Source organism: Rubrimonas cliftonensis (assembly GCF_900107585.1).
Classification (GTDB): Bacteria; Pseudomonadota; Alphaproteobacteria; order Rhodobacterales; family Rhodobacteraceae; genus Rubrimonas; species Rubrimonas cliftonensis.
Window position 1 is genome coordinate 349,826 of sequence record NZ_FNQM01000001.1, and the last position, 24,895, is coordinate 374,720.

General features: G+C 72.0%; 21 protein-coding genes. 9 read left to right on the forward strand and 12 right to left on the reverse strand.

Features of this window, described 5'->3' with window-relative positions; genetic code table 11:
* Positions 1–30 precede the first annotated feature (30 nt).
* From BLW43_RS01610 to BLW43_RS01625, 4 genes are read right to left on the reverse strand one after another with little or no spacing between them, the layout of a single operon-like run.
* The gene (locus BLW43_RS01610) at positions 31–951 is read right to left on the reverse strand and encodes a metal ABC transporter permease (protein WP_093248163.1); all 921 of its coding nucleotides are present in this window, start codon (positions 949–951) and stop codon (positions 31–33) included.
* 22 nt (positions 952–973) lie between these two features.
* Positions 974–2,179: a metal ABC transporter permease gene (locus tag BLW43_RS01615; RefSeq protein WP_093247737.1), complete on the reverse strand. Its 1,206-nt coding sequence runs from the start codon at positions 2,177–2,179 to the stop codon at positions 974–976.
* 4 nt (positions 2,180–2,183) lie between these two features.
* Positions 2,184–2,963, reverse strand: a complete 780-nt coding sequence (locus BLW43_RS01620; RefSeq protein ID WP_093248164.1) for a metal ABC transporter ATP-binding protein — start codon at positions 2,961–2,963, stop codon at positions 2,184–2,186.
* A gap of 47 nt (positions 2,964–3,010) precedes the next feature.
* The gene (locus BLW43_RS01625) at positions 3,011–3,967 is read right to left on the reverse strand and encodes a metal ABC transporter solute-binding protein, Zn/Mn family (RefSeq protein WP_093247739.1); all 957 of its coding nucleotides are present in this window, start codon (positions 3,965–3,967) and stop codon (positions 3,011–3,013) included.
* 136 nt (positions 3,968–4,103) lie between these two features.
* Between BLW43_RS01625 and BLW43_RS01630 the strand changes: the two genes are divergently transcribed.
* The gene (locus BLW43_RS01630; protein WP_175478708.1) at positions 4,104–4,889 is read left to right on the forward strand and encodes an alpha/beta fold hydrolase; all 786 of its coding nucleotides are present in this window, start codon (positions 4,104–4,106) and stop codon (positions 4,887–4,889) included.
* A 43-nt stretch (positions 4,890–4,932) separates the two neighbouring features.
* Here BLW43_RS01630 and BLW43_RS01635 read toward each other — a convergent pair whose 3' ends face one another.
* The 5 genes from BLW43_RS01635 to rpiA all read right to left on the reverse strand — a co-directional run bounded on the left by BLW43_RS01635 (position 4,933) and on the right by rpiA (position 10,832).
* Positions 4,933–6,378, reverse strand: coding sequence for a DegQ family serine endoprotease (locus BLW43_RS01635; protein WP_093247741.1), 1,446 nt, complete (start codon positions 6,376–6,378; stop codon positions 4,933–4,935).
* Between the two features lie 82 nt (positions 6,379–6,460).
* Entirely contained in the window at positions 6,461–7,357 is an 897-nt protein-coding gene (hflC, locus tag BLW43_RS01640; protein WP_093247743.1) for a protease modulator HflC, read from the reverse strand.
* On the reverse strand, positions 7,357–8,502 hold the full coding sequence (hflK, locus tag BLW43_RS01645; protein ID WP_093247744.1) for an FtsH protease activity modulator HflK: 1,146 nt from the start codon (positions 8,500–8,502) through the stop codon (positions 7,357–7,359). Before hflK ends, hflC begins: the two co-directional genes overlap by 1 nt.
* A 152-nt stretch (positions 8,503–8,654) precedes the next feature.
* The gene (gene gor, locus BLW43_RS01650; protein WP_093247745.1) at positions 8,655–10,004 is read right to left on the reverse strand and encodes a glutathione-disulfide reductase; all 1,350 of its coding nucleotides are present in this window, start codon (positions 10,002–10,004) and stop codon (positions 8,655–8,657) included.
* Between the two features lie 99 nt (positions 10,005–10,103).
* Positions 10,104–10,832, reverse strand: a complete 729-nt coding sequence (gene rpiA, locus BLW43_RS01655; protein WP_093248165.1) for a ribose-5-phosphate isomerase RpiA — start codon at positions 10,830–10,832, stop codon at positions 10,104–10,106.
* A 98-nt stretch (positions 10,833–10,930) separates the two neighbouring features.
* On the opposite strand from rpiA, the gene BLW43_RS01660 reads away from it, so the two are divergent.
* From BLW43_RS01660 to BLW43_RS01680, 5 genes are all read left to right on the forward strand, one after another.
* Entirely contained in the window at positions 10,931–11,848 is a 918-nt protein-coding gene (locus BLW43_RS01660) for a glycosyltransferase family 2 protein (protein ID WP_175478709.1), read from the forward strand.
* A 42-nt stretch (positions 11,849–11,890) separates the two neighbouring features.
* Positions 11,891–13,285 carry an L-serine ammonia-lyase gene (locus tag BLW43_RS01665; protein ID WP_093247748.1) on the forward strand — a complete coding sequence of 465 codons (1,395 nt, stop codon included), beginning with the start codon at positions 11,891–11,893 and terminating at the stop codon, positions 13,283–13,285.
* Positions 13,286–13,293: 8 nt separating this feature from the next.
* Positions 13,294–14,295 (forward strand): DMT family transporter, encoded by a 1,002-nt coding sequence (locus BLW43_RS01670; protein ID WP_175478710.1) that lies wholly within the window; start codon positions 13,294–13,296, stop codon positions 14,293–14,295.
* Positions 14,296–14,590: 295 nt separating this feature from the next.
* On the forward strand, positions 14,591–16,132 hold the full coding sequence (locus BLW43_RS01675) for a peroxidase family protein (RefSeq protein ID WP_093247752.1): 1,542 nt from the start codon (positions 14,591–14,593) through the stop codon (positions 16,130–16,132).
* 41 nt (positions 16,133–16,173) lie between these two features.
* Positions 16,174–16,638, forward strand: a complete 465-nt coding sequence (locus BLW43_RS01680) for a hypothetical protein (RefSeq protein ID WP_093247754.1) — start codon at positions 16,174–16,176, stop codon at positions 16,636–16,638.
* On the opposite strand, the gene BLW43_RS01685 is transcribed toward BLW43_RS01680, so the two are convergent.
* The 3 genes from BLW43_RS01685 to BLW43_RS01695 form a co-directional block, all read right to left on the reverse strand.
* Positions 16,627–18,588, reverse strand: coding sequence for a BTAD domain-containing putative transcriptional regulator (locus BLW43_RS01685; RefSeq protein ID WP_139283951.1), 1,962 nt, complete (start codon positions 18,586–18,588; stop codon positions 16,627–16,629). The genes BLW43_RS01680 and BLW43_RS01685 overlap by 12 nt on opposite strands.
* An 80-nt stretch (positions 18,589–18,668) precedes the next feature.
* The gene (locus tag BLW43_RS01690; protein ID WP_175478711.1) at positions 18,669–19,703 is read right to left on the reverse strand and encodes a YcaO-like family protein; all 1,035 of its coding nucleotides are present in this window, start codon (positions 19,701–19,703) and stop codon (positions 18,669–18,671) included.
* Between the two features lie 71 nt (positions 19,704–19,774).
* On the reverse strand, positions 19,775–20,719 hold the full coding sequence (locus tag BLW43_RS01695; protein ID WP_175478712.1) for a flagellar motor switch protein FliM: 945 nt from the start codon (positions 20,717–20,719) through the stop codon (positions 19,775–19,777).
* Positions 20,720–20,868: 149 nt separating this feature from the next.
* Here BLW43_RS01695 and BLW43_RS01700 point away from each other — a divergent pair, with 149 nt between their 5' ends.
* The 3 genes from BLW43_RS01700 (at position 20,869) to flgK (ending at position 24,894) form a co-directional block, all read left to right on the forward strand.
* Entirely contained in the window at positions 20,869–21,804 is a 936-nt protein-coding gene (locus BLW43_RS01700) for a flagellar motor protein MotB (protein ID WP_093247759.1), read from the forward strand.
* Between the two features lie 86 nt (positions 21,805–21,890).
* Positions 21,891–23,321, forward strand: coding sequence for a flagellar hook protein FlgE (locus BLW43_RS01705; protein WP_093247761.1), 1,431 nt, complete (start codon positions 21,891–21,893; stop codon positions 23,319–23,321).
* A 40-nt stretch (positions 23,322–23,361) separates the two neighbouring features.
* The gene (flgK, locus tag BLW43_RS01710; protein WP_093247762.1) at positions 23,362–24,894 is read left to right on the forward strand and encodes a flagellar hook-associated protein FlgK; all 1,533 of its coding nucleotides are present in this window, start codon (positions 23,362–23,364) and stop codon (positions 24,892–24,894) included.
* The last annotated feature ends 1 nt before the right edge of the window (position 24,895 follow it).

Here is a 24,895-nt window from a genome sequence, read left to right on the forward strand (position 1 = left end):
GTGATCTACCGCGCAATCGTGACGAACGCGTCACGGATGGGCGACGCCGCGACGCTTCGGCCCGACGGCGCATGCCGCGAACATGATCAGGCCAGCGACCGTCGCGATCATCCCGGCGGCGCTGACCGACCCCTGGTAGCCCAGCCATCCCGGCCCCCAGCCGGCGAGCAGCCAGCCGAAGAACGCGGAGGCCACGGCGAAGACGAGGCTCCACGCCACCTGCGCGTCCAGCCGGTCGGTCATCAGCCGGGCCGCCGCCGGCGGGCAGATGAACATCGCGATGACGATGACCGAGCCCACCGCCTCGAAGGCCGCGACCGCCGCAACCGCCGTCGCCGCCGTCAGCGCGGCGCCGGCGAGCCTCGGCCGCGCGCCGACGCTGGCCGCGAAGCCCGCGTCGAACGCGCTCAGCGCAAGCTCCTTCCAGAACAGCCGGGCGCAGAGCGCCATCAGCGCCAGCGCCCCGGCCATGCGCCAGATCTGCGCCGGCGCCGCCGCGAGCGCCTCGGGGTCGAGCAGCGAGCCCCAGCCCTCCGCCTCGAACCAGACGACGCTCTCCAGGTTGCCGTAGAGCGCATGCTCGACGTCGATGTGCACGGACGACGCCGAACTCAGCTCCAGCGCGACGACGCCGACGGCGAACAGCGTCGTGAACACCACGCCCATCGCCGCCCCCGGCTCGAGACGGCCGAGCCGACGCACCGCCTCGATCATCGCCGCCGCCGCCAGCGCCGCGACGCCGGCGCCCAGCATCATGGGCCATGTCGAGATCGTCCCCGTCAGCAGGAAGGCGAGCACGATGCCCGGCAGCGCGACATGGGAGATCGCGTCGCCGATCAGCGCCTGACGACGCAGCAGCAGGAAATTGCCCGGCAGCGCGCAGGCGAGCGCGCCGAGCAGGGCGGCGACCAGCGGCGGCAGGCCGAGCGCGACGAACTCGGCGTGGCTCATCCCCCCGATCATGGCGCGGGTCTCATGGCGCCAGCCTCAGCGCGCCGAGCCGCGCGTCGAAGGCCGCGATCTCGTCGGGCGTGAAGGCCTCCGCGATCGGCCGCAGCCCCTCCATGCCGGGCGCGCCGGGCGCGTCGGCCCGGGCGAGCGCCCAGCGGGCCTCGTCGCGCAGCGCGGCCGCCGCCGCCGCCCGGCCCGCCATCGTCGGCGCGCCGTCACGGCCGATGAGGCCCTCGCCGCGCAGCGCGCGCAGGCTGTCGCGGTCGTGGATCGCCTCGCCCCGCGCCAGCGCGAGCAGCCCCTGGCGCCGGTGCACGCGCCGGCTCAGCCGGCGTCGCGCCAGCGCCTCGGCGAGCGCGCCGCGCTTCGGCGCCATGAGCATGGAGACGGTGAACAGCGCCGCCGCGCTCAGCACCACCAGCGCGCCGGTGGGCGCTCCGGGGATCGCCGCCGACAGCGCCGCGCCGATCCATGCAGACACCGCGCCGATCAGCGCCGCGCCCAGCGCGGTGAGGTCGACCCGCTCGGTCCAGAACCGCGCCGCCGCCGGCGGGATGATCAGCAGCGCGACGATCAGGATCAGCCCCACCACCTTCAGGCCGGTCACGGTCACGGCCAGCGCCAGCGCGAGGATCGCGAGGTCGACCGCGCGCACGTTCACCCCCACAGCCGCGGCGTAGCCGGGGTCGAAGGAGGCCAGCGTCATGGGCCTGCGCAGCGCGAAGGTCGCAAGGGCGAGGGCCGCCCCCATGCTGGCGATGGTCAGCGCCTCGGCCTGGAGCATCCCCGCCGTCGCGCCGAGCAGAAAGCCGTCGAGACCCGCCTGACGCCCGCCGGGCATCGCCTGGATGACGGTCAGCAGCACGACGCCGAAGCCGAAGAAGCTCGCCAGAACGCCGCCGATGGCCGCGTCCTCGCCGAGCCGCGTGCGGCGCGGGATCGCCTCGACCGCCCAGAGCCCCAGGGCCGCGGACGCCGCCGAGCCCAGCATGAGCCCCGGCAGCCAGCGGCCGTCGCCCCCCATCCACACCATCGCGATGAATGCCAGCGCGACGCCCGGCAGGGTCGCATGGGCCGCGGCGTCCGCCGCCAGCGCCCGCCGCCGCAGGAACAGGAACGCTCCGGCGGCGCCGGCCGCCGCGCCCAGCAGCGCCGCCCCCACCGTCACGAGCGCGGTGTTCCAGCCCGCCGAAAGCGCGAGCGCGCCCAGAAACAGCGCCACATCCATCGCTCTAGCCCGCCATCGCCTCGGCGCGCGCCTGAGCCAGCCTGCCGCCATAGGCCGCCTGAAGCGCCTCGGGCGTCGCGGCCTCGGCGACGGGCCCCTCGCTCACCCGCCGCACGTTCATCAGAAGCGCGCGGTCGAAATAGTCGTTCAGCGTCGAGAGGTCGTGATGCACGCAGATCACCACGGCGCCCCGGTCGCGCAGCTCGCGCAGCAGGGCGATGACGGCGCGCTCGGTCGTCGCGTCGACGCCGGCGAAAGGTTCGTCGAGCAGGAACGCGTCGGCCCCCTGCGCCAGCGCGCGGGCCAGAAACACGCGCTGCTGCTGGCCGCCGGAGAGCTGCCCGATCTGCCGCTCCGCGAAGTCGGCCATGCCCACGCGATCGAGCGCGGCGAGCGCCGCCTCGCGGTGGCGGCGGCGCGCGAGGCGGAACAGCCCGATCTCGCGGTAGAGCCCCATCATCGCGACGTCGACGGCGCGGGCGGGGAACTCCCAGTCCACGCTTGCGCGCTGCGGGACATAGGCGACGCGGCCGCGCGCCCGGGCGAAGGGCTCGCCGAAGAAGCGCACCTCCCCCGCCAGCTTCGGCGCCGCGTCGACCATCGCCTTCATCAGGGTGGACTTGCCGGCGCCGTTGGGGCCGACCACGGCCGTCATCGCCCCGGCGGGGAAGGTCGCGTCGACGGCGAAGACCGCGGGCCGCTCGCCATAGGACACGGTGACGCTGCGCACCGTGACGGCGTCGCGCGCCTCGGCGCCGCGATGCGCGCCGACGACCTCGAGCATCCCGCCGAGGCCGGAGGCGCGCAGGGCTGACGCGTCGCCCCCCGTGCTCACGCCGCCACCTCCAGCCGTCCGTTGAGGCCGCGCTCGGGCGCGGCGCCGCCGAGCGCGCGGGCGATGACCGTCACGTTGTGGTCGATCATGCCCACATAGGTGCCCTCATAGGAGCCTTCCGCGCCCATCGCGTCTGCAAAGAGCTCCGCGCCGATGCTCACCCGCCAGCCCTGCGCGGCGGCCCCCTCCACCAGCGCGCGCACGTTGCGTTGCGCAACGGAGCTCTCCACGAACACCGCCGGCACGCGGCGCGCGACGATCAGCGCCACCAGTTCCTCGATGCGCCGCAGTCCCGCCTCCGCCTCGGTGGAGACGCCCTGCACGCCCTCGACGTCGAAGCCGTAGGCGCGGCCGAAATAGCCGAAGGCGTCATGCGCGGTCACCAGCATGCGGGCCGCCTCGGGCACCGAGGCCAGCGTCTCGCGCGCGTAGCGGTCGAGCCTCGTCATATCGTCGAGATAGACCTGCGCGTTGGCGCCGAAATCGTCGGCGCCCGCGGGCTGGGCCTCCGACAGCGCCGCCGCCACCGCCTCCACGGCGTGCCGCCACTGCGGCGGGGCCATCCAGAGATGAGGGTCGAACCGGCCGGCATAGTCCGCATGCGCCAGCAGCGTCGCCTCGGGCGCGGCCTCGGCGACCGCCACGACACGCCGCCTGGCGCCCAGATCCAGCAGCAGCTCCTCGAGCTGCGCCTCCAGATAGAGCCCGTTCCACAGAACGAGGCCCGCGCGCGACAGCGCCAGCACGTCGGTCCGCGTCTGCCGGTAGCCGTGCGGATCGACGCCCGGCCCCATCAGCGCCCGAACCGAAACCCTGTCGCCGCCGATCGCGCGCGCGGCGTCCGCGATCATCGCGGTCGTCGCCACGACATCCAGTCGGTCCGACCCGGCGGCGAGCGCCGGAGCCGCGCATAAGGCGGCTCCGGCCTTAACCAGCGCGCGTCGCGAGAGCATGATGCCTCTCCTGTTAATGCGAATTATTCTCATTAGAATGGAGAGGCCGGACGCGAAGTCAAGCACGACGCTGGCGGCGGTCGCGCGCCCGGTGATAAACTATGCGCCAAAAGTGATTGCAGGAGAGCTTGCGACGGTGCGCAGAAGCCAGACCACGCCGAACGGCCAGCCGCCGATCCTTTTTCTGCACGGCGCGTTCGGCGGCCCCGAGATGTGGCGGCGCTTCATCGCGCCCTGGTTCGCCGCAAGAGGCCGCGAAGTCGCCACGCCCGATCTTCGGACCGGGCCGCACGCGCGGCTTCGCGCCTATGTCGCCGCCGCGCGGGCCGCGGCCGATGCGCTGGATGCGCCGCCTGTCGTGGTGGGCCATTCGCTCGGCGGCCTCATCGCGCAGCATCTCGCGGCGGAGCGGCCGGTGGCCGGGCTTGCGCTGGTGGGGTCGCCCGGCCCCTTCGGGATCGCGCCCTCGCTGATGCAGCTGTCGACGGTGCGGCCGCGGGCCCTCGCGGCGCTTCTCGCCGCGCAGGCCGGGGCCGGCGCGCTGCTCAGCGTGGCGGCGGTGCGCGAGACGCTGTTCACCTCCGACACGCCAGAGACCTGGATCCGCGAGCACGCACCCTCGCCCGCGCCGGAGAGCCCCCTGGCGCTGCTCGACGCGATGACCTGGGATCTGCCGGCGTGGATGCTGGCCAGACGAGCGCCGACGCTGGCGCTTCTGGGGGCCGCCGACGCCTTCATTCCGCCGACCGACCTCATGGCGCTCGCCGCGTTCTATGGCGCCGAGACGGCCGTCCTCGCCGAAATGGCCCACGGCGCGCCGATTGACCCGCATTGGAAGCGGATCGCGTGGCGTCTCGATGCGTGGATGGAGGAGAAGGTGGCGCCGCGGCTCGCCCGGGACGAAGCCGCCGCGCTGGTCTGAACGCCGTCGCCCGGGCGGGCGGCGGCGAAGATCGGCCTTTGACTCAGTTCTCGAGGCTCAGGGCGACAAAGCGCAGTTCGCCGGCCGTCTGCAGCAGGAGCAGCACGGTGGACCGGCGGGCCTTGCGGGCCTCGTCGATCTTGGCGACCACCTCGCGCGGCTGGCTGACCGGCGTCTGGGCCACCTCCACGATGACGTCGCCCGGCCGTACGCCCTTCTCCGCGGCGGGGCTGTCGCTCTCCACCGCAGACACCACGACGCCTTCCACGTCCTCGTCGAGACCGAGATTGGCGCGCGTCTCGGCGGTCAGCGCCTCAAGCGTCATGCCGAGCTCAGCGCTCGGCGCGCCGTTGGCGCCGTCAGGCAGCGTCGCGACCTCGTTCTCCTCCAGCAGGCCCACCTCCACGCGCAGGGTCTGGAGCGAGCCCTTGCGCCACACGCCGACCGGCACATCGGCCCCCACGGCGGTGTCGGCCACGATGCGCGGCAGATCCCGCATCTCGTCGACGTCCTGTCCGTCGAAGGTCACGATGACGTCGCCCGGCTCCATGCCCGCCTCCGCCGCCGGACCGCCGCGCGTCACGTCGGCGATGAGCGCGCCGCGGGCCGGATCGAGATCAAGCCCCTCCGCGATCTCGGGCGTGACGGTCTGGATGCGCACGCCGAGCCAGCCGCGCCGGGTCTGGCCGTATTCGCGCAGCTGCGCGACGATGTTGTTGACGAGATTGGACGGAACCGAGAAGCCGATGCCGATGGAGCCGCCCGAGGGCGAGATGATCGCCGTGTTGACGCCGATCACCTGACCTTCGAGGTTGAACAGCGGACCGCCGGAGTTGCCCCGATTGATCGCCGCGTCGGTCTGGATGAAGTCGTCGTAGGGGCCCGCGTTGATGTCGCGGTTGCGGGCCGAGACGATGCCCGCCGAAACCGAGCCGCCGAGGCCGAACGGGTTGCCGATCGCCAGCACCCAGTCCCCGACCCGGATGGCGTCGCTGTCGCCGAGATCGACGGAGATGAGCGGCGACGTCGGCTCGACCTTCAGCACCGCGATGTCGGTCTTGGGGTCGGTGCCGAGCAGCGTCGCCGGCAGCGACGAGCCGTCCGAGAAGTTGGCGACGATCTCATCGGCGTTCTCGATCACGTGGTTGTTCGTGACGATCACGCCCGAGGGGTCGATCACGAAGCCTGAGCCCAGCGAGCTGACCGAGCGCGGGCCGCGCTGGTTGCGCTCGAAGAAGTCCCGGAACAGGTCCTCGAACGGGGCGCCCTCGGGAATGTTGGGCGGCTGCGGCCCGGCCGCGCCGACGCTCTGCCTGGTGGAGATATTGACGACCGCGGGGCTCAGCTGCTCGGCGAGATCGGCGAAACTGGGCGGCCGCTCCTGCGCCGCCGCCTCGTCCGGCGCAAAGGCCGGCGCGGCGAGGCCCATGGTCAGGCCGACGGCCCCAGCCCTGAGGGCCAAACTGAACAGTCGCGAAAACTCAGTCATGTTTCGACTCCTGGCTCAAAAGGCCGCTACGGGCGGCCGCCGCGCGCGCGCGGCGACCGCATCGGGCGCATGGCGCCCGCACTCACTGCGTCGGTCTCGCCTGCGCAGGCGCGCCGTTGGGGTTGCGCAGGTAGTTGAAGAACTCGCTCTCGGGCGACATCACCATCGACGAGTTGCCGCCCTGCAGCGCGCCCTCATAGGCCCGCATCGACCGGTAGAACGCGAAGAACTCGGGGTCGCGCCCAAAGGCCTCTGCGAAGACGGCGTTGCGCTCGGCGTCGGCCCGGCCGCGGATCACGTCGGCTTCCCGGCGCGCCTCGGAGACGAGTTCGACCGCCTGCCTGTCGGCGTTCGCACGCACGCGCTGCGCGGCCTCGGCGCCGCGGGCCCGTTCATCGGCGGCCTCGCGCTCGCGCTCGGCCTTCATGCGCTCGAAGGTCGCCTGGAGGTTCTGTTCGGGAAGGTCGGCGCGACGGATGCGGACGTCGACGATGTCGACGCCGAGTTCGCGGGCGGATGTCCGCGCGTCGTCGCGGATCTGCTCCATCAGCGCCGTGCGCTCGTCCGACAGCACCGCGTCCGAACCGACCGAACCCAGAACCTCGCGCAGTGAGGCGTTCAGGATGCGCTCGAGCCGCGGAACCGCCGCCGCCTCGTCAAAGACCGCCTGGCGGAAGCGGATCGTGTCGACGATGCGCCAGCGGGCGAAGGCGTCCACGACCAGACGGCGATCGTCGAGCGGCGTGACCTCGAGCGCCCGGGTGTCGAGCGGCAGGATGCGATCCTCGAAATAGACGACGTTCTGGATGAACGGCGCCTTGACGTAGAGGCCCGGCTCCTCGACCGGGTCGCCGCGGACCTGACCGAACTGCAGCACCAGCGCGCGCTGGCGCTCGTCCACGATGAACAGCGCGTTCGCAAGCAGGAAAAGCCCGACGGCGAGCGCCGCCCCTGCGATGATCGGCCAACGTCCCTGCATCACCGGTCGCTCCTGCGGGTCAGTTCGTTGAGGGGGAGATAGGGCACGACGCCCTGTCCACCCCCGCCATTGGCGCCGACGTCGTCAAGGATCACCTTGTCCATGCCGCCGAGCACCCTCTCCATCGTCTCCAGATAGAGGCGCTGCCGCGTCACGTCAGGGGCGCGGGCGTATTCGTCGTAGATCGACACGAAGCGCGCCGCCTCGCCCGAGGCCTCGTTGACCGTCTGCGCCGCGTAGGCTTCGGCCTCCTGGAGGATCTGCGCCGCGGAGCCGCGCGCCTCGGCGAGCGCCTGGTTTGCGTAGGCCTCGGCGCGGCTCTCGGCGGTGTTGCGGTCCTGCGCCGCCGCCTGAACGTCGCGGAATGCGTCGATGACCTCGTTCGGCGGGTCGGCGCGGTCGAAGTTCACGCGCAGGATGTTCACGCCGGCCTCGTAGCCGTCGAGCGTCTGCTGGATCAGGTCGCGGACCTGCTGGCTGACGAGCGCGCGGTCACGGTTGAGGATCGGGCTGAGCTGGGAGCGGCCGATCACTTCCCGCATCGCGGACTCGCTCACGGCGCGGATGGTCTCGGTCTGGCCCGCCAGATTGAAGAGATGCGCCCGCAGGTCGTTGATGTTCCACACGACCTGAAAATCGATGTCGACGATGTTCTCGTCGCCGGTGAGCATCAGGCCGGTGTCCGCGAGGCGGTTGCGCGAACTCTGTTCGAAACCGATGTCCACGGTGTTTTCCCGCGTCACCGCGCGCTTCTCGTAGGTCACGAAGGGGAATGGCGCGAACTGCAGGCCGCTGTCGCGCGTGCCGATGTACTCGCCGAACAGAAGCTCGACGGACTGCTCTTCGGGCTTGACCGTATAGAGCGACGCGAAAATCCACACGGCGACAAGCGCGACGCCGATGAGCGCGAAGCCCTTCCTGCCGAGCGGCGGCAGACCGCCGCCGCCGCGCCCGCGGCCCCCGCCGCCGCCGCCGACGATCACCCGGAGTTTCTCGCGCCCCTGGCGCAGGATGTCGTCGATGTCGGGCGGCCTGCGGTCGCCGCCGCCGCCGCCGCCGCCGCCCCACGGCCCCTTGCCGCCGCCGGATCCGCCTCCCTGGCCGCCCCCGCCCCAGGGACCGCCGGAATTATTGCTCCAAGGCATATGGACCTGATCCTCCTGCACGAACCGTGCACTGGTTATAGGCGCCCCCCGGCGGCGTCGCAACGCGCAGCCCGGCGCTTCTTTTTCGTTGCGCCGCGCCTGGAGCCGCGGGCCCGGGGTTCAAGGGGCGCGACGATGTCGCGCCGCGACCGTCACGCAACCGGGTCGCGCATCGTCACGAGCTCCTCCGCCGCAGTCGGATGCACGGCGACGGTGCGGTCGAAATCCTCCTTGGTGGCGCCCATCTTCACCGCAACGCCGGCGAGCTGGATCATCTCGCCTGCGGCGTGACCGGCGATGTGCACGCCGAGCACCCGGCGGTCCGACGGCCGCACCACGAGCTTCATCATCACCTTTTCGTCACGTCCCGAAAGCGTCGCCATCATCGGCCGGAAGATCGCGCGGTAGATCTCCACCTCGCCCTCCGCGCGGGCCTGCTCCTCCGTCAGCCCCACCGTGCCGAGCTCTGGCTGGGTGAAGACCGCGGTGGCGACGCAGGCGTGATCGGGCTTCGTCGGCCGGCCGTTGAACACCGTCTCGACGAAGGCGGCGCCCTCGCGGATCGCCACGGGCGTCAGGGCCATGCGGTCGGTCACGTCGCCGACCGCGTAGATCGACGGGACGGTGGACTGGGAATAGTCGTCCACCTTCACCGCGCCGCCCGGCGTCAGCGCCACGCCGACGTCCTCCAGCCCGAGGCCGGCGGTGTTGGGCCGTCGGCCCGTGCCGAAGAACACGACGTCGGCGCTCGCCTCGCCGCCGGACCGCAGCTTCGCGCGCAGGCCGTCGCTGGTCTCCTCGATGGCGACGACGTCCTCGCCGAAGCGCACGTCGACGCCGCGCGCCGCCATGCTCTCCGCGACGAAGGCGCGAAGGTTGTTGTCGAAGCCCTTGAGAAACATGTCGCCGCGATAGACCAGCGTCGTCTCCACCCCCAGCCCGTGGAAGATGCAGGCGAACTCGCAGGCGATGTAGCCGCCGCCGACGAGCAGGACCTTGCGCGGCAGCCGGTCGAGATGGAACGCTTCGTTCGACGTGATCCCGAGAGCGCGCCCGGGCATGTCCGGCACGAAGGGCGCCCCGCCGGTCGCGACGAGGATGTGGCGGGCGCTGACGGTTCCGCCCTCGGCCAGCGCCACCTCGTGCGGCCCCGCCACCGTCGCACGGCAGCGATGCAGCGTGGCGCCCGCATTCGACAGGTTGCGCTCGTAGATCGACTCAAGCCGCGCGATCTCGCGATCCTTCGCCTGAAGGAAGGTCGGCCAGTCGAAGCTGGTCTCGCCCACGCTCCACCCGAAGCCGCGGGCGTCCTCGAACGCCTCCGAGAAGGCGGAGGCGTAGACCATGAGCTTCTTCGGCACGCAGCCGCGGATGACGCAGGTGCCACCGAAGCGGTGCTCCTCCGCCACGCCCACCTTCGCGCCGCCCTGCGCGGCGAGGCGGCCGGCGCGCACGCCGCCGGAGCCCCCGCCGATCACGAAAAGGTCATAGTCGAAAGCCATCGATCCCCCTCATCCGGCCGCCGAAGGCCGGCGGTCCGCCCGACCGCCGCGCAACCGGCGGAGCTTGCCCTTCGCCGCCGCCGCGCGGCCGGCGCGCGGTCACGCCTTCGGCGCGTCGCGCCTTTCGGTCCCTCCGTCCTCGCGCCCGAAGATCGCGGCGTCGGCGACGCCGAGGAACAGGCCGGTGTCGATCACGCCGGGGATCGCCACGAGCTCCGACGCGAGCCGCCGGGGAGCGCCGATTCGACCGAGCCTGAGATCGAGGATCATGTGGCCGCCGTCGGTGATGAAGGGCGTGTCCCTGGCGAGCCGCAGCGCGGTCTCACGACCGGACACGTCGGCGTCCGCGAGCACCGCCTCCACCAGCGCCTTCGTCGTCTCCCAGCCGAAGGGCACGATCTCCACGGGCAGCGGAAACGCCCCGAGCACGTCGACGGACTTGCTCGCATCCGCGATCACGATCATGCGGTCGGACGCGCAGGCGACGATCTTCTCCTGAAGCAGCGCCCCGCCGCCGCCCTTGATGAGGTTCAACTCCGGATCGACCTCGTCGGCGCCGTCCACCGTCAGGTCGAGCCAGCCGGCATCGTCGAGGGTTGTCAGCCGCAGGCCGGAACGCTCCGCGAGTTCGCCCGTCCGCAGGCTCGTCGGCACGCCGACGACGTCCCTGAAGCGGCCCGCGCCGCAGGCCTCGCCCAGCAGGCGCACGAACCAGTCGGCCGTCGACCCGGTGCCGAGCCCGAGGCGCATCCCGCTCTGCACATCGTCAAGCGCCGCCAGCGCGGCGGCGCGCTTGCCGGCGTCGGCGGCGCTGGGGGTCTTGGTCATGCGCTGGACTCCTCGCTCGTCGCGCACCATAGCTTCCCGCGGGGCTGGCGCAATCTCCGCCGCGAAGCGTTTCGGGGCCGGACGTGGAGAAGCAGGCTGTGCGGCTGCTCGTTTCGATACCGACGCGCAATCGCCCGCAACTGCTGAAGGCCGCGCTCGACAGCCTTGCGCGCGCGGACGCCCCCGAGGGCGCGACGATCGAGATCCTGGTGGTCGACAACAACGCCGACCCCGACGAAGCCGCCCGGATCGCGGCGCTCGTCGCCGATTCGGCGGGGCGGTTCCCTGCGCGCGTCGAGACGGAGGGCCGGCTCGGCATTCCCTTCGTGCGCAACCGCGCGCTGGCGGCGGCGCGGCGCGGAGGCCACGACGCGGTGTTCCTGCTCGACGCCGATCAGACCGTCGCGCCCGACATCTTTCGCACGCTGCTGAAAGTCGCCGCCGAGGAAGCCGCCGACGTGGTCAAGCCGCTCGTGCGCTGGGAGTTCGAGCCGCCGGCGCGGTATGGGGAGGCGTTCGAGGGCCGAAAGGAGCCGGCCGACCCGCCCCCGCGCACCGCGCTGACCGGCCATGTCGCCACCAACGGCGTTCTGGTGTCGCGGCGCGTCTGGGGCGATATCGGCCTCTCCTTCGACGAACGCAGGCCGCTCATCGGCGGCGAGGACGCCGGCTACTTCACCCGCGCCGCCGCCGCCGGCGCGGTCATGACGCTGACCCGGGAAACCCATGAGGTGGAGTTCCGCCCCGCCGCGAAACAGACCCGCGCCTGGCTGCTGCGCCGCGCGATGCGCGTCGGCAACGCCGAGGCGCTGTTCCGGCTCAAGGGCTACAGTTCCGCGCAAACCTTCCTTTCGGGGCTGCTGCAGGCCGCCTATTACGGCGTGGCGGCGGTCGCGCCGGCCTCGCGTCCGGAGCGGCGCATCCGACGCCTGTCGCGCTGCGCCAAGGCGCTCGGCGCGATGCTCGGCGCGCTGGGCGTGTGCGTGAAGGAATATCGGCGCACAGTGGGTCGCTGAGCCGGCGCCCCGCAAGGCGCGCCGCACCGGCTGGAGTTCGAGATGGTCCTGAGCGTTTTCGAAATCTTCAAGATCGGGGTCGGCCCGTCCAGCTCCCACACCATGGGGCCCATGACGGCCGCGGCGCGGTTTCTCGACCTGCTGCGCGACCCGGCCTCGCGGGCGCCGGGGGCCGGCGCTCCGGCGCGGCTCTCGTGCCGCCTGCACGGCTCGCTCGCCTTCACGGGACGCGGCCATGCGACGGACCGCGCGGTGATCCAGGGGCTCGCCGGGCAGACGCCGGAGACGTTCGAGCCCGAAGCCGCCGCCGCCGCGGTGCGCCGGGCGCAGGAGGAGGGGCGCGTCGCGCCGCCGGACCTTCCGGAGATGGGCTTCGAGCCCGACGCCGACCTCGTTTTCGACTACGGCCCGCCCCTGCCCGGCCACGCCAACGCGATGGTGCTGGAGGCGCGGGACGCCGCCGGCGTCGTCGCCGCGCGCGAGACGTACTATTCCGTCGGCGGCGGCTTCGTGCTCACGGAGGCCGAGCTTGCGCGCCGCGATCAGGCCGTCGCGGACGATGCCCCCCTGCCCTTCGCTTTTCGCTCCGCCTCCCAGATGCTCGACATGGCGCTCGCGTCGGGGCTTGGCGTCGCGGGCATGATGCGTGCGAACGAACTCGCGCGCCGCGACGGCGCCGAACTCGACGCCGGGCTCGACCGCATATGGGCGACGATGTCGGCCTGCATCGACCGCGGCCTCGCCGCGCGCGGCGAACTGCCCGGCGGGCTGCGCGTGCGCCGCCGCGCCGGGCCGATCCACGAACAGCTCGTGGCGGAGCGCGGCCTCAACCGCGCGGCGCCCCATACGGTGAACGACTGGCTGACGGTCTGCGCCATGGCCGTCAACGAGGAGAACGCCGCCGGCGGGCAGGTAGTCACGGCACCGACGAACGGCGCGGCCGGGGTGATCCCGGCGGCGATCCGCTATCACCTCGACCATGTCGCCGGGGCCCGGCCGACCGACGTGCGCGACATGCTGCTGACCGCCGCGGCGATCGGCGGGCTGATCAAGACGAACGCCTCGATCTCGGGCGCCGAGTGCGGCTGCCAGGCCGAGGTCGGCTCCGCCTCGGCCATGGCGGCCGCCGCCCTCGCCCATGTCTGGGGCGGCGACGCGCGACGGGTCGAGAACGCGGCCGAGATCGCGCTGGAGCATCATCTCGGCATGACCTGCGACCCCATCGCGGGGCTCGTTCAGGTGCCGTGCATCGAGCGCAACGGGCTCGGCGCGGTCAAGGCCGTCACCGCGGCCTCGCTGGCGCTGCGCGGCGACGGGGCGCATCTCGTCAGCCTCGACGCCTGCGTGGAGACCATGCGCCAGACCGGCCGCGACATGGGGGAGAAGTACAAGGAGACGTCGCTCGGCGGCCTCGCCGTCAACGTCCCCAACTGCTGAGGATGCGCATGGTGGCCGCCGCAGACCCCACGACCGCGCCTCCCCCGGCGACGCCCATGGCGGCGGTGCCGGCGCCCGGCCTGATGGCCGGCGTGGGCTTCATGCTGGTCTTCGCCGCCATCGCGCCGCTGCTCGACATGTTCGCGAAGCTCGCCGCGCCGGAAGCGACCGCCGCCCAGACCGCCTTCGCCCGCTTCGCGCTGCAGACGGTGTTTCTGGCGCCGGTGCTGGCGCTGCGCGGACGGCTGCGCCTGCCCGACCGCGCGGAATGGGCGATCCATGCCGGGCGCGGCGCGATGCTGGCCGCCGCGACGACCTGCTTCTTCACCGCCATCGCCGTGATGCCGCTCGCCGACGCGCTGGCCATCGTCTTCGTCTCGCCGCTGATCCTGACGTTGCTGGCCGGGCCGATGCTCGGCGAGACGGTGGGCTGGCGGCGACGCCTCGCCTGCCTGGCCGGCCTCGGCGGCGCGATGCTGGTGGCGCAGCCGGGGTTCTCCGAAGTCGGCTGGGTCGTGACGGCGCCGCTGGGCACGGCGGTGTTCTTCGCGCTCTACCTCGCCCTGACCCGGCGCCACGGCGCGCGCAGCGACCCGGTCACGATGCAGTTCTGGTCGGGCCTCGTCGGCGGCCTGGCGATGGCGGCGGCGCTCGGGCTCGGCTTCGCGACGGGGTCGGAGACTTTCGCGGTGCGCGCCTTCGGCGTGGAGACCGGGCTCTATCTCGTCGGCATGGGCGCCTGCGCGACCGTCGCGCATCTCGCCATCGCTGCCGCGTTCCAGCGCGCGCCGGCCGGCGTGCTGGCGCCCCTGCAGTATCTCGAGATCGTCACGGCGGTCACGGTGGGGTGGCTGGTGTTCGACGACCTGCCGGGGCCGATGACCTGGGCCGGCGTCGCGGTCATCGTCGGCGCCGGGCTCGTCGTCGTGCACCGGGAGCGCGCGGCGGCGCGGCGGGCTTATGGCCCGGCGCTCGGGGCGCCGCGAGACGGCGGGCTGACGCGGCGCTGACGCCGGCCGCGCCATGATGCAGGCGGCGACGGGGTCTCCCGTCCTCGCATCCGGACGCCGGGCTTTCGCCCCAGGCCTCCGCCCCCGTCGCCCCGCGCCGGCCCGTCAGGCCGCGCGGCCCTGCGGGGTCCGTCGCGCGCGGGTATCGCGCGTCGGCCCCGGCTTTTCGCGCCGTCAGCCCGCGCCGCAGCCCGCGCCTTCGGTCGCGCGCGAGCCTTCGGCGCGCTCTGACGTTTCTCTGACGCTTGCGCGCTTAACGCTTCGTTAACGAAAGCAGACCCCACGAGGACGCGCCATGTCGGTTCAGATGTTCCGTCGCTCCCTGCCCGAAAGCCTGCGCCACGACGCCCGCGACGCCCGGCTTCCCGCGCGCCCCGCGGCGGGGTTCCGCAACATGTTCAACCTCCATGAGGCAGACGAGCCCGAGCGCTGGCGCGGCGAGGGCTGCGCCAGCGAGACGGAGCGGATGCTGGCGGCGGTGGCGCAGCGGATGATGGGCGCGCGGCCCTCCGAGGCGCCCTCGCCCTTCCCCGCCGGCTACACCTATCTGGCGCAGTTCGTCGCCCACGACATGCAGTTCTCCACCGAGGAGGCCGAGTATCCGCCCGGCTCCGTGCCCGACGTGGCGCTGCGCCGCCGCCGGCTGATGCTCGAGACGATCTACGGCGAAGGCCCGGAGCGCGAACCGGGCCTCTACCAGGCGGGCGACGACGCGTTCGCCCGCTTCCGTCTGCGCTACGGCGCCTTCGGGCCCGGCGTCTCGCCCGGCCAGCGCACCCTCGCGCGGATGGGCGGCGCGAGCGGGCAGACGCTCTGCGCCGCCGACATCCGCAACGACGAGAACCCGGTGGTCGCGCAGGTCGCCGGCGCCTTCATCCGCCTGCACAACGTCGCGATGCGCAGGCTGACCGACTACGCCGAGCCCGAGGCCCGCTTCGAGGCGGCGCGCCGCGTCACCCGCGCGGTCTATCGCGGGCTGGTGTTCGGAGACCTGCTCCCGAGGCTCCTGCGCCCGGACGTCGCCGCCGCCTACGCCGGCGGCCTGCGGCTCGACAGCCCGGCGCTTGAGACCGACGACATGCCGGTGGAATTCAGCCATGCGGCCTTCCGCACCGGCCACGCGCTCGTGCGCGCCGACTACGCCATCGGGCCGGCGGTCAACGGGGGCATGGCGATCAACGTCCGCTCGATGATCCGCCACACCACGCGGCGCGACCCGGACGCCTTCGCCGAAGGGCGCGCGTGGCCGCTCGACTGGTCGCGCTTCTTCGGGCCTTCGGCGCAGGGGGCGCAGCCCTTCGGCCCCCATGTGAACGTCTTTCTCGCCGAGGCGCCCGGACTGCTGGACGACGACTACCCGCGCAAGCGCGGCGCGCATCTCATCCTGCGCGACCTCGTGCGCGGCATGGACGCCGGCCTGCTCAACGTCGCGGCGCTCGGCGCGGCGATCGCGCCGGGCTTCGGCGGGACGCCCGGCGCGAAGGAGTGGCTCGCCTTCGACGCCGCCGCGCGCGGCAAGGCGATGCTAGACTGGATCGACGGCGAAACGACGCTGAAGCCCTATCTGGCGAACCTGTGCTCGGACCCGCCGCTCTACCTCTTCCTCATGGTCGAGGCGGCGGCGCCGGCGGCGGTCGGGGGTGGCGACCGGGCGCGCTACGGCGTGATGGGAGGCGCCATCGTCGCCGAACCGCTCCACGCCGCGCGGGACGCCACCCTGCGCGACGTCGAGGAAGTCTCGGGGCTGGACAACGACATCGCAAAGGTCTTCGGCGACGACGGCGGCTCGCCCCGCCCGGCGGAGATGTCGCAGCTTCTCGCCCGCCTCACTCGGTGAAGATCGGCAGGCCCAGAGCCGCCAAACGACGGAGACCCGAAATGCCTGTCAACATGAACGTCATGCAGCACCAGCTTGTGGGCGCCTACATCTCCAAGTTGGCGCTGCATCCCGACGGTCGCCCGAGCTCCGTGGAGGGCCTGCTCCACGGCCTCGCGGAGTTCGTCAACGACGCGCTGGGCGTCGAGGCTATGACGGCCGTCTACGACGCCGGCACCCGCACCTGGCGCATCCATGGCGTCATCGAGATGATCGGGATCGAAAAGGACGCCGCGCTCGACTACGCATGGCACACGCCCAAGCGGATCACCCTGCGGATGCCCGATCCGGAGCTGCTGGCGGAGGGCCGGAACCTTGCGATCGCATTCGACGCGGGGCGTCAGGGCGGCCGCATCTACACGCACCAGTTCTACTACGACTACATCCGCGACAGCTCCTACAAGATGAGCAACGGCGACTTCCTCGACAGCCGCATCGCGGACTACGTCTTTTCCTCATGCCGCTGAAACGGGCGACACCAGCGAAACCGTTTCGACAAGAGCGCTTCTGAGAAGCGGGACCATCGGGGGCGCCGCCACGAACCATCGGGCGATGGCGGCGTCCTCCGGCGGTTCGGCCCCCTTCCAGCGGCTGCGGACCCATCCGCAGTATCGCGCCCAGGCCTCCTTCGCGCCGGCGAGATCGCCCATGCGCGCCCGCGCGACGGCCTCGTATCCGCCCGCGAGCGGTATGGTCGACTGGCTTCGGCGCGCCGCCTCGACGGCGGTCTCCAGGCGCCCGCCGTGCAGGTGGACGGCGACGCGATAACCCCAGTTCAGGCGCGAGGCCCCGAGATCGAGGTCGAGCGAGGTCTGCGCGTAGCGCTCAGCATCGGCCTGCGCGCCGCAGTTGGCGAGCGCGTCCGCTGCGGAGGCGAGCTTGCTGGGGCTCGTGGGATTTGCCTCGCATGAGGCGAGCAGCGGCGCCACAGCCTCGTCGCAGCGGCCCGCCATCGCCAGCGACCAGCCCAGACAGAGCAGCGCCTCGGAGTCGAGCGGATCGGCGTCGACCGCGGCCTGCGCCAGACGCACCGCCTCGGACTCGCCCGGCCGCAGGCGGCGCACGCCGGGAAACACGATATGGCCGGAATTCATGATCTTGGCGATGCCGATCTGCGCGCGCGAGAAGCCGGGATCGGCGCGCAGGATGTCGCGGAAGATCGCCTCGGCGCGCTGGTCGGCCTCGGGCGTCCACTGCGCCATCAGGTCGCGCGCCTTCAGCAGCTTGTCGTAGAGCGGCAGCGAGACGTCGGCGACGTCCGAGCGCCGCGCCAGCCGGTCGCCGGCGATGCGCACGTCCAGCGCGGCGGCGATGCGGCGCGTCGTGACGCGGCATGTCTCGAACCAGCGCATGATGGTCAGGTCGATGTCCTGCTGGCCCCAGATGAAGCGCCGCGCGGCGCTCTCCTTCAGGGTCACGTTCAGGCGCACGCCGTCGCGGCTGGGAAAGGCGAGGCCCTCGATCTCGTAGACGCCGTCGGCGCGCGGCGGCGGCGCCCCCTCGCCGGGCTCCACGACGACCCATTCGCGGTAGGGCGTCAGCGAGGCGATGAGATCCTGCCGGAAGCCGCGCACGAGGTAGCCGTGCCGTTCGTCGACGCCGTCCAGCCGGAACTCGCCCATGCTGAGCGTCAGCGCCGGCCGGCCGCCGGCGACCGCCGCCGGCGGCGGCGCCTCGATCGATTTCAGCTTCACCGCAAGGGCCTGGGTCTCGGGCGAGGGCTCCGCCGCGAATTCGTCGTCGAGCAGATCCCAGAGCGCGGCGTAGCGTTTGAGCGCCCCGCGAAGATCGCCGCGGGCGGCGTCGCTCTCCATCAGGCGGCGGCAGGCGGGTTCGTGGCTCGGCTCCAGCGCCTGAAGGGCCTGGGCGGCGTGGCGCGCGGCGTCGTCGTCCGCATCGGTCAGCCGATGTTCGAGCCCGGCCGTCACCCGGTCGATCAGGGCGATGCGGCGCGCGGCCAGCCATTCCCCGAAAACGCCGTCCACCTCGTCGAAACCAGGCAGGATCGCCTGCGGCAACGCGGCCCAGTCGATGTCCGACGGCGGCGGCGCGCCGGCTTCGAGCGCGTCGACCAGCGACAGCACGTCGACCGTGAAGGCTTCGTGCCGCAGTCCCACCGCGTCGCGGCGCACGTCCACCAGCTCGTCGAAGGCGGCGCCGAGGGCGCGCCGCAGGTCGTGCAGCGTCTGCCGCAGCGACTGCCGCGCCTGCTCCGCCGCGCGCTCGCTCCACAGCGCGAAGGCGAGGCGCTCGCGCGGCTGCACGGGAGGGCTCGACAGGGCGATATGCGCGACGATCGCCTGCGCCTTGCGGTTGCGCAGGTCTACGGGGCCGTCGGCGCCCAAGAGCGCGAAGCCGCCGATCACCCTGATTTCATGCGCCGCCGTCGCGCTTTTCCGCCACCGTTCCTGCACCATCTCTCGTCCTGGACGCCCCATGGCGGGACGTTAGGACTTTCTCCGCAGCCGCGCCACTGGCGTAGGCGACACGCGCAATTTCAGCCCGGATCGAGGGCGAAACAGATCAGCTTGACTACGGTTGCAGCGCCCAGAGGCGCCTCAAGCGTCACGCGGCGAACCGGGTGCGCAAGGTCGGCGAGCGCCGCGCCCAGTTCGAAGGCTCCGGGCCGTCGCCCCGGCCACGCCGCGCCCGCCGGAAGCCCTCGAGGCGGCGCGAGGCCGCCCCGGCGCGCCGCGAAGAGCGCGCCGGTCTCCGCCGCGACGAGTTCGCGCGCGGCGGCGCAGGCCGCCTCGGCGGCGGTCTCGCCGGCAGCCGCGCCCTCGCCGAGTTCCGAGAACGCCGCGACCACCGGCAGCGGATGGCAGTCGCGATCGATCCTGAACAGCGCGACGGGCGGCGCGGCGGCCGGCCTGCCGAGGCGCGCGAGCGTCGCGGCGCCGGCTTCGGCCGCATCGGCGTCGAAGCTGCACGCGCCATGGCGACGGAAACCGGCCATGGCGTGGCGTTCGAAGAGTTCGAGCGCAGCCGCGCGCAGCGCCGCGGTCGGCGTGACGCCGGCCGCGCAGCCGACGCTCAGCGGCGGCCCTGCGCGCGGCGCCTGCGGACTGGCGGGCGCCGTCCTGATCGCCAGCGCCGCGGGCGCGAGCGCCGGGGCGTCGTCGATCTCGGCGTCGATCCAGTCGAGCGGCGCGCGCGGATCGAGGCCCATGGCGCTCAATCGCGCGGCGCAGACGGCCTGCTCCGCGACGGACAGGCCGATCCCGGCGGCGCCGAGCGGCGCCCGCAGGCGCGGCTTCGCCGCGACGCATTGCGCCAGCGTCTCCGCCGCCTCGCCAAGACAGCCGCCGAGCGCGGCGCGGCGGCTGGCGCCGACGCCGGCGGCGTTGAAGCGCGCCCCGGCTCCGGCGAACACGGCGCCGACCACGACCGCCAGCGGCGCGGTCGGCGACGGCAGCGCGAAGAGAGCGTCGAGCCGGGGCGCGAGCGTCGACAGGCGCCGCAGGTCCACATCATCCTCCCCCGCCCAGCGCAGCAGCGCCTCGGGGTCGTCCTTCGGGAGATGCTCTGGCACGGCGCCGCTTTCCGGATCGCTTCTCCCCGCAGCAGAGCGCGACCGCGCGGCGCGGGCAAGCCGTCCCTGCGTCAGCCCTCGAGCCGGAGCTGGTCGATCAGGTCGATCGGCGGATCCGAGACGAGCTTGACCGCCTTCAGCGACCCCTTGGCCCCGAGCCGACAGGCGGCGAAGGAACGCTTGCCGCGCTGGGTGTCGATGACGAGCTCAAGCTGCTCCATGGCGCCGTGGCCGAGCTTGATGACGTCCCCGACCTTCATGGTGGACAGGCGCTCCAGCGGCAGGTGCTGCATGTCGATGACGGCGTCGAGCGTCAGCGCGGACTGCAGCAGGCTCCGCCGCAGCCGCTTGTCCCACAGGTCGGAGTTCAGCGACGACGGCGAGCCGTAGTGCTGCATCAGGTCGCCCTTGATCGGGTCGACGACCGAGAGCGGAAGCACGAGCTCGAAGAAGCCGTTGCGCCCGGCCTCGCCGATCTCGACGCGCTGGTTGATGATCATCACCTCGGACCGCTCCGGCGCGATGTTGGCCATCTGCGGCGTCGTCTCGAAGCGCATGCAGCGCATGTAGCCGAGGGACTTGCCCTTGCAGACGGTGCGCACGGCCGTGTCGAGCGCCTGCAGCACCGAGTTCGCGAAACGGGTGCACATGGCGAGGTCGATCGCGGTCTGCGAGCGCTGGGGGTAGGAGCTGTCGACGCCCGGATCACCGCCGAGCGACATGTCGACCACATGGCTCACGAGTTCGGCGTCCATGTGGAACGCGGCGGAGTTCGGCACGCCGTCCACCTCCAGCACGCCCAGCAGCGTCGGAGCCGGCAGGCCGCGCAGGTAGCGGCCGGCTCGAATCACCGCGTTCGCCTCCGTCTTGACGTCTGCGGGCGTGTTGAACAGCGAACGCACCCGCGCCGCCGTCTCGCGCGCATGGCTGGCCGCGAGGACGCTGAGCTTCGGGTAGGAAGCCACCGAAACCCGGCTCTGGTCGATCTTCTTTCGGAGAACCGCTTCGGTCGACATGCCGCCCCCATCGTTTCGCGTTGCGACATGCATGCACCGCCCGCCGTTAACCGCTCGTTGCCCAAGGCTGGGCCGATGCACGATTTCTCAACGGCCCCCCGCGCAGTCTTCACGCGCCGTCCAGCATTCCGCCGCGACGGGGAGCGCGCATGTCCAACCTCAGACCGATCATCAAGAAGAAGAAGAAGGTGATGGGCGGCGGCCATCACGGCGGCGCCTGGAAGGTCGCCTACGCCGACTTCGTCACCGCCATGATGGCGTTCTTCCTCCTGATGTGGCTGCTCAACGCGACCTCGGAGGAGCAGCGCGAGGGTCTCGCCGAGTATTTCGTGCAGCGCATCCCGATCTCGCCCGTTTCCGGCGGCGGCGACGGCGCGCTCAAGGGCGATTCGCTCGAAGCGATGGGGGCAAAGGCCGCGAGCGGCAGGGGCGCCGCCAATGCGCGGGAGGATCTCGACGAGACCTCCTCCTCCGTCTCCAGCAACGACGGCCCAAGCGAGAAGCCCGCCGAGACCGACGGCGTGGAGCAGCGCGACGCCGCTGAAGGCGCCGCGGGCGAGAAGGCCTTCTCCGACATCGAATCCGCGTTCGAATCGCTAAGCGGCGAAAGCGACGTGGCCGACACCATGCTGCGCCACATCCGGACCCGCACGACGCCGGAGGGCCTGGTGATCGAGGTGTTCGACACGGAGGGGGAGACGCTCTTCACCGCAGGCAGTTCGGAGCCGACCCCGATGCTGCGCGCCCTGCTAGGCATGGTCGCAAGCGTCGCGAAACTCGTCGATAACGACGTCGCGATCACCGGCCACACCGATTCCTCGCCTTTCGTGGTGAACGGCGACGACGGCAACTGGCGCCTGTCGAGCGACCGGGCCAACGGCGCGCGCCGCGCCCTGCTCGCGGAGGGGCTCGACCCCGGCCGCATCTCCGAAGTCTCCGGCAAGGCAGGAACGCAGCCGCTGGTGGATGATCCGGAAGACCCCCGCAACCGGCGGGTCGAGATCACCCTGCTGCGCAGGCCGCCGCAGGAGGCGCACTTCGACGTTCCGAAAGGGAAGCCCGCGGCGGAGGCCGAGGGCGAATGACGACCAACCGTCGTTAGGCGGGAATTAAGATGGCCGCGCGCAGGGTGCGGTCATCGGTGATCCTCAGAATGGGATGAGGCGGTTACATGGGTATTTCTTCTGCGCTCAACGCAGGCGTGATGGGGCTGAACGTCAACGGCAGCAAGCTGTCGACGATTTCGGACAACATCGCGAACTCGGGCACCAAGGGCTACAAGCGCGCCGACGTGGAGTTCTCCAACCTCGTCATGACGGAGCGCCCGACGAGCTACGATGCTGGCGGCGTGCGCGGCACGACGGTGCGCGACATCGACCAGCGCGGCGCGATCCTTTCCACCACCAATGTCGGCGACATCGCCATCGGCGGCGGCGGGTTCCTGCCGGTCACCGACCGCTCGCTCGTGGACAAGACGGTGAACCTGCCGCTCAAGCTGACCACCACGGGCTCGTTCCGACCCGACGCCCAGGGCGTCATGACGTCCGCCACCGGGCTGACGCTGATGGGCTGGGCCGCTGACGCGAACGGCGTGGTCACGCCTCCGAACCGCGAGAGCTCCGCGGGCCTCGAGCCGGTGCAGATCAAGAACCTCGCCATCGCCTCCGACCCGACGTCCGAGATCAAGCTCGCGGTCAACCTGCCCTCCTCCGTCACTGGCCCCACCACGCCGGCGGACCGGGAGTCGCTTTCACTTCCGGTCGAGTATTTCGGCGCGCTCGGCGGCTCCGACACGCTGTCGATCCAGTTCTCGAACTTCACCACCGACCGGACGGTGACGACGCCCTATGCGCAGACGTCGCTGCCGGCCAACCAGTGGAACTTCGAGCTGTTTCCGAACGAGGAAGGTACGCTCAACCAGGTGCTGAACGAGACGCCGATCGCATCCTACCGGCTGACCTTCTCCGCCTCGCCAACCTCCGGCGGCGTGCTTACGCGGATCGAGGAGGTCTCGGCGAACGGCACGCTCTCCGGCAACTTCTCGCAATTCGCCACGCCTGACGACGCCACCACCGCACTGACGGACACGCTGACGGCCTACGATCCGGCCTCCGGCGAACTGAGCACGACGGTGAACGGTCAGGACATCACCATCGACATCGGCCGGCTCACGACCAACGACGGCTTCCAGCAGCTCGACACCGACTTCACGGTGATCGAGATCGAGAAGAACGGCTCGCCGGCCTCGCCGCTGATCGGCATCGAGATCAACCAGCGCGGCTTCCTGGACGCGATCTTCGAGTCGGGCTTCCGCCGCACGCTCTACCAGATCCCGGTCGGCGCCGTGCCGAACACGCGCGGTCTCTCGGCCGAGGACGGGCAGGCCTTCACGATCACGCCGCAGTCGGGCGGCGTCTACTTCTTCAACGCCGGCGAGGGTCCGACGGGCCGCATGGTGAGCTTCGCGCTGGAGGAGAGCACCACCGACATCGCCCAGGAGCTGACCGACCTGATCAAGACCCAGCGCGCCTACTCATCGAACGCCAAGATCATCCAGACGGTCGACGAGATGCTTCAGGAGACCACCAACCTCAAGCGCTGAGACCGGCTGAAGTCGGTCCAGCGCGCCCAAGGAGGCCGCAATGACCATCAACAGCGCGCTCGCGAACTCGTACTCGGGGCTGACGGCCAACACCCGTCTCTCCGAGATCGTCTCGCGGAACGTGGCGAACGCGGCGACGGACGGCTATGCCGCCCGGTCCGTGACGCTCAGCAACCGGGTCATCGCCGATGTGGGATCGGGCGTGCTCACCAGCGCGCCGAACCGCGCCGGCGACGCCTTCCTCACCGCCGACCGGCGGCAGTCCGAGGCGCGCTCCGAGAGCGAGGGCGTCACGGCCGAGGCCATGCGCAAGATCTCGAACATGATCGCGCCCGGCGAGGGGCAGGCGTCCCTCTCCGACCGCTACGAGAAGCTCGACACGGCGCTCCGCGCGCTGGCGGAGACGCCCGAGTCGGTCGCCATCCAGGCCCAGGTGCTGGACGCCGCGACCTCCGTGGCGCGCACGCTGCAGGAGCTGAGCGCCGGCGCGCAGAGCCTGCGGCTCGAGGCGGACACCTCGATCGCGCGCCAGGTGGAGGCGGTCAACCGCGCCCTCGCCCGCATCGAGTCGCTCAACGGCGAGATCGTGACCGCCCGCGCGACGGGTCGGGACGCCACTGCGCTGGAGGACGAGCGCGACCGTCAGATCGACGTCGTCAACGGCATCGTCCCCATCAAGGCCAGCCCGCGCGACGGCGGGCGGGTGGCCCTCTACACAAATGGCGGCGGCCTGCTGATCGACGGCAAGGCCCGATCCCTCGAATTCGACCGCTCCAGCATGGTGACGGACGCCGACACGCTCGCCTCCGGCTCGCTCTCGGACGTGGCCTTCCTCGGCAAGCCAGCCGCGCCGACCGCGCCGACCAACAGCGCCGCGCTCGCCGGCGGTTCGCTGGAAGCCGCCTTCAGGGTGCGCGACGAAGTCGGCGTCGAGTTCGCCGCGCAGCTCGACGCCCTGGCGACGGACCTCATCGAGCGGTTCCAGAACCCTGCGGTGGTCGGCCCGATCGCAGCCGGAGAGGGCGGTCTGTTCATCGACGAAGGCGTTGGCGGCCCGTTCGTCGATCTCGCCCTGACGCCGGAGCAGCAGGTGGGCCTAGCCGCCCGCATCGTGGTCAACCCCGGCGTAGACCCGTCCCAGGGCGGCGCGCTGCGCCGGCTGCGCGACGGCGTCAACAGCGCCGCCCCCGGGCTGGAGGGCGACGCGACGCTGCCGGCGGCCATGGTCGACGCCTTCACGGCGAGCCGGGTGGCGCGCTCGCCCATCAGCCCCGACTCGGCGTTCCCGGCCGTCACGACGCTCGACCCGACCGGCTTCGACGTCGGCCGCTCCACCGTCGGCAGGGTCGAGTCGATCATCGCCCTGCGCGAACTCGGCGCCCAGACCGCCGAGCAGTCCGCCGCCTTCGCCGGAGGGGCCTTCGCGGCCACGCAGGAGGCGGAGCTGCGCGTCACCGCCGTCGATACCGACAAGGAGCTTCGCGACCTGCTCGCCATCGAAAAGGCCTACGCCGCCAACGCCCGCGTGCTGCAGGTGGTGGACGGGCTCATCGGCCGTCTGCTGGAGATCTGAT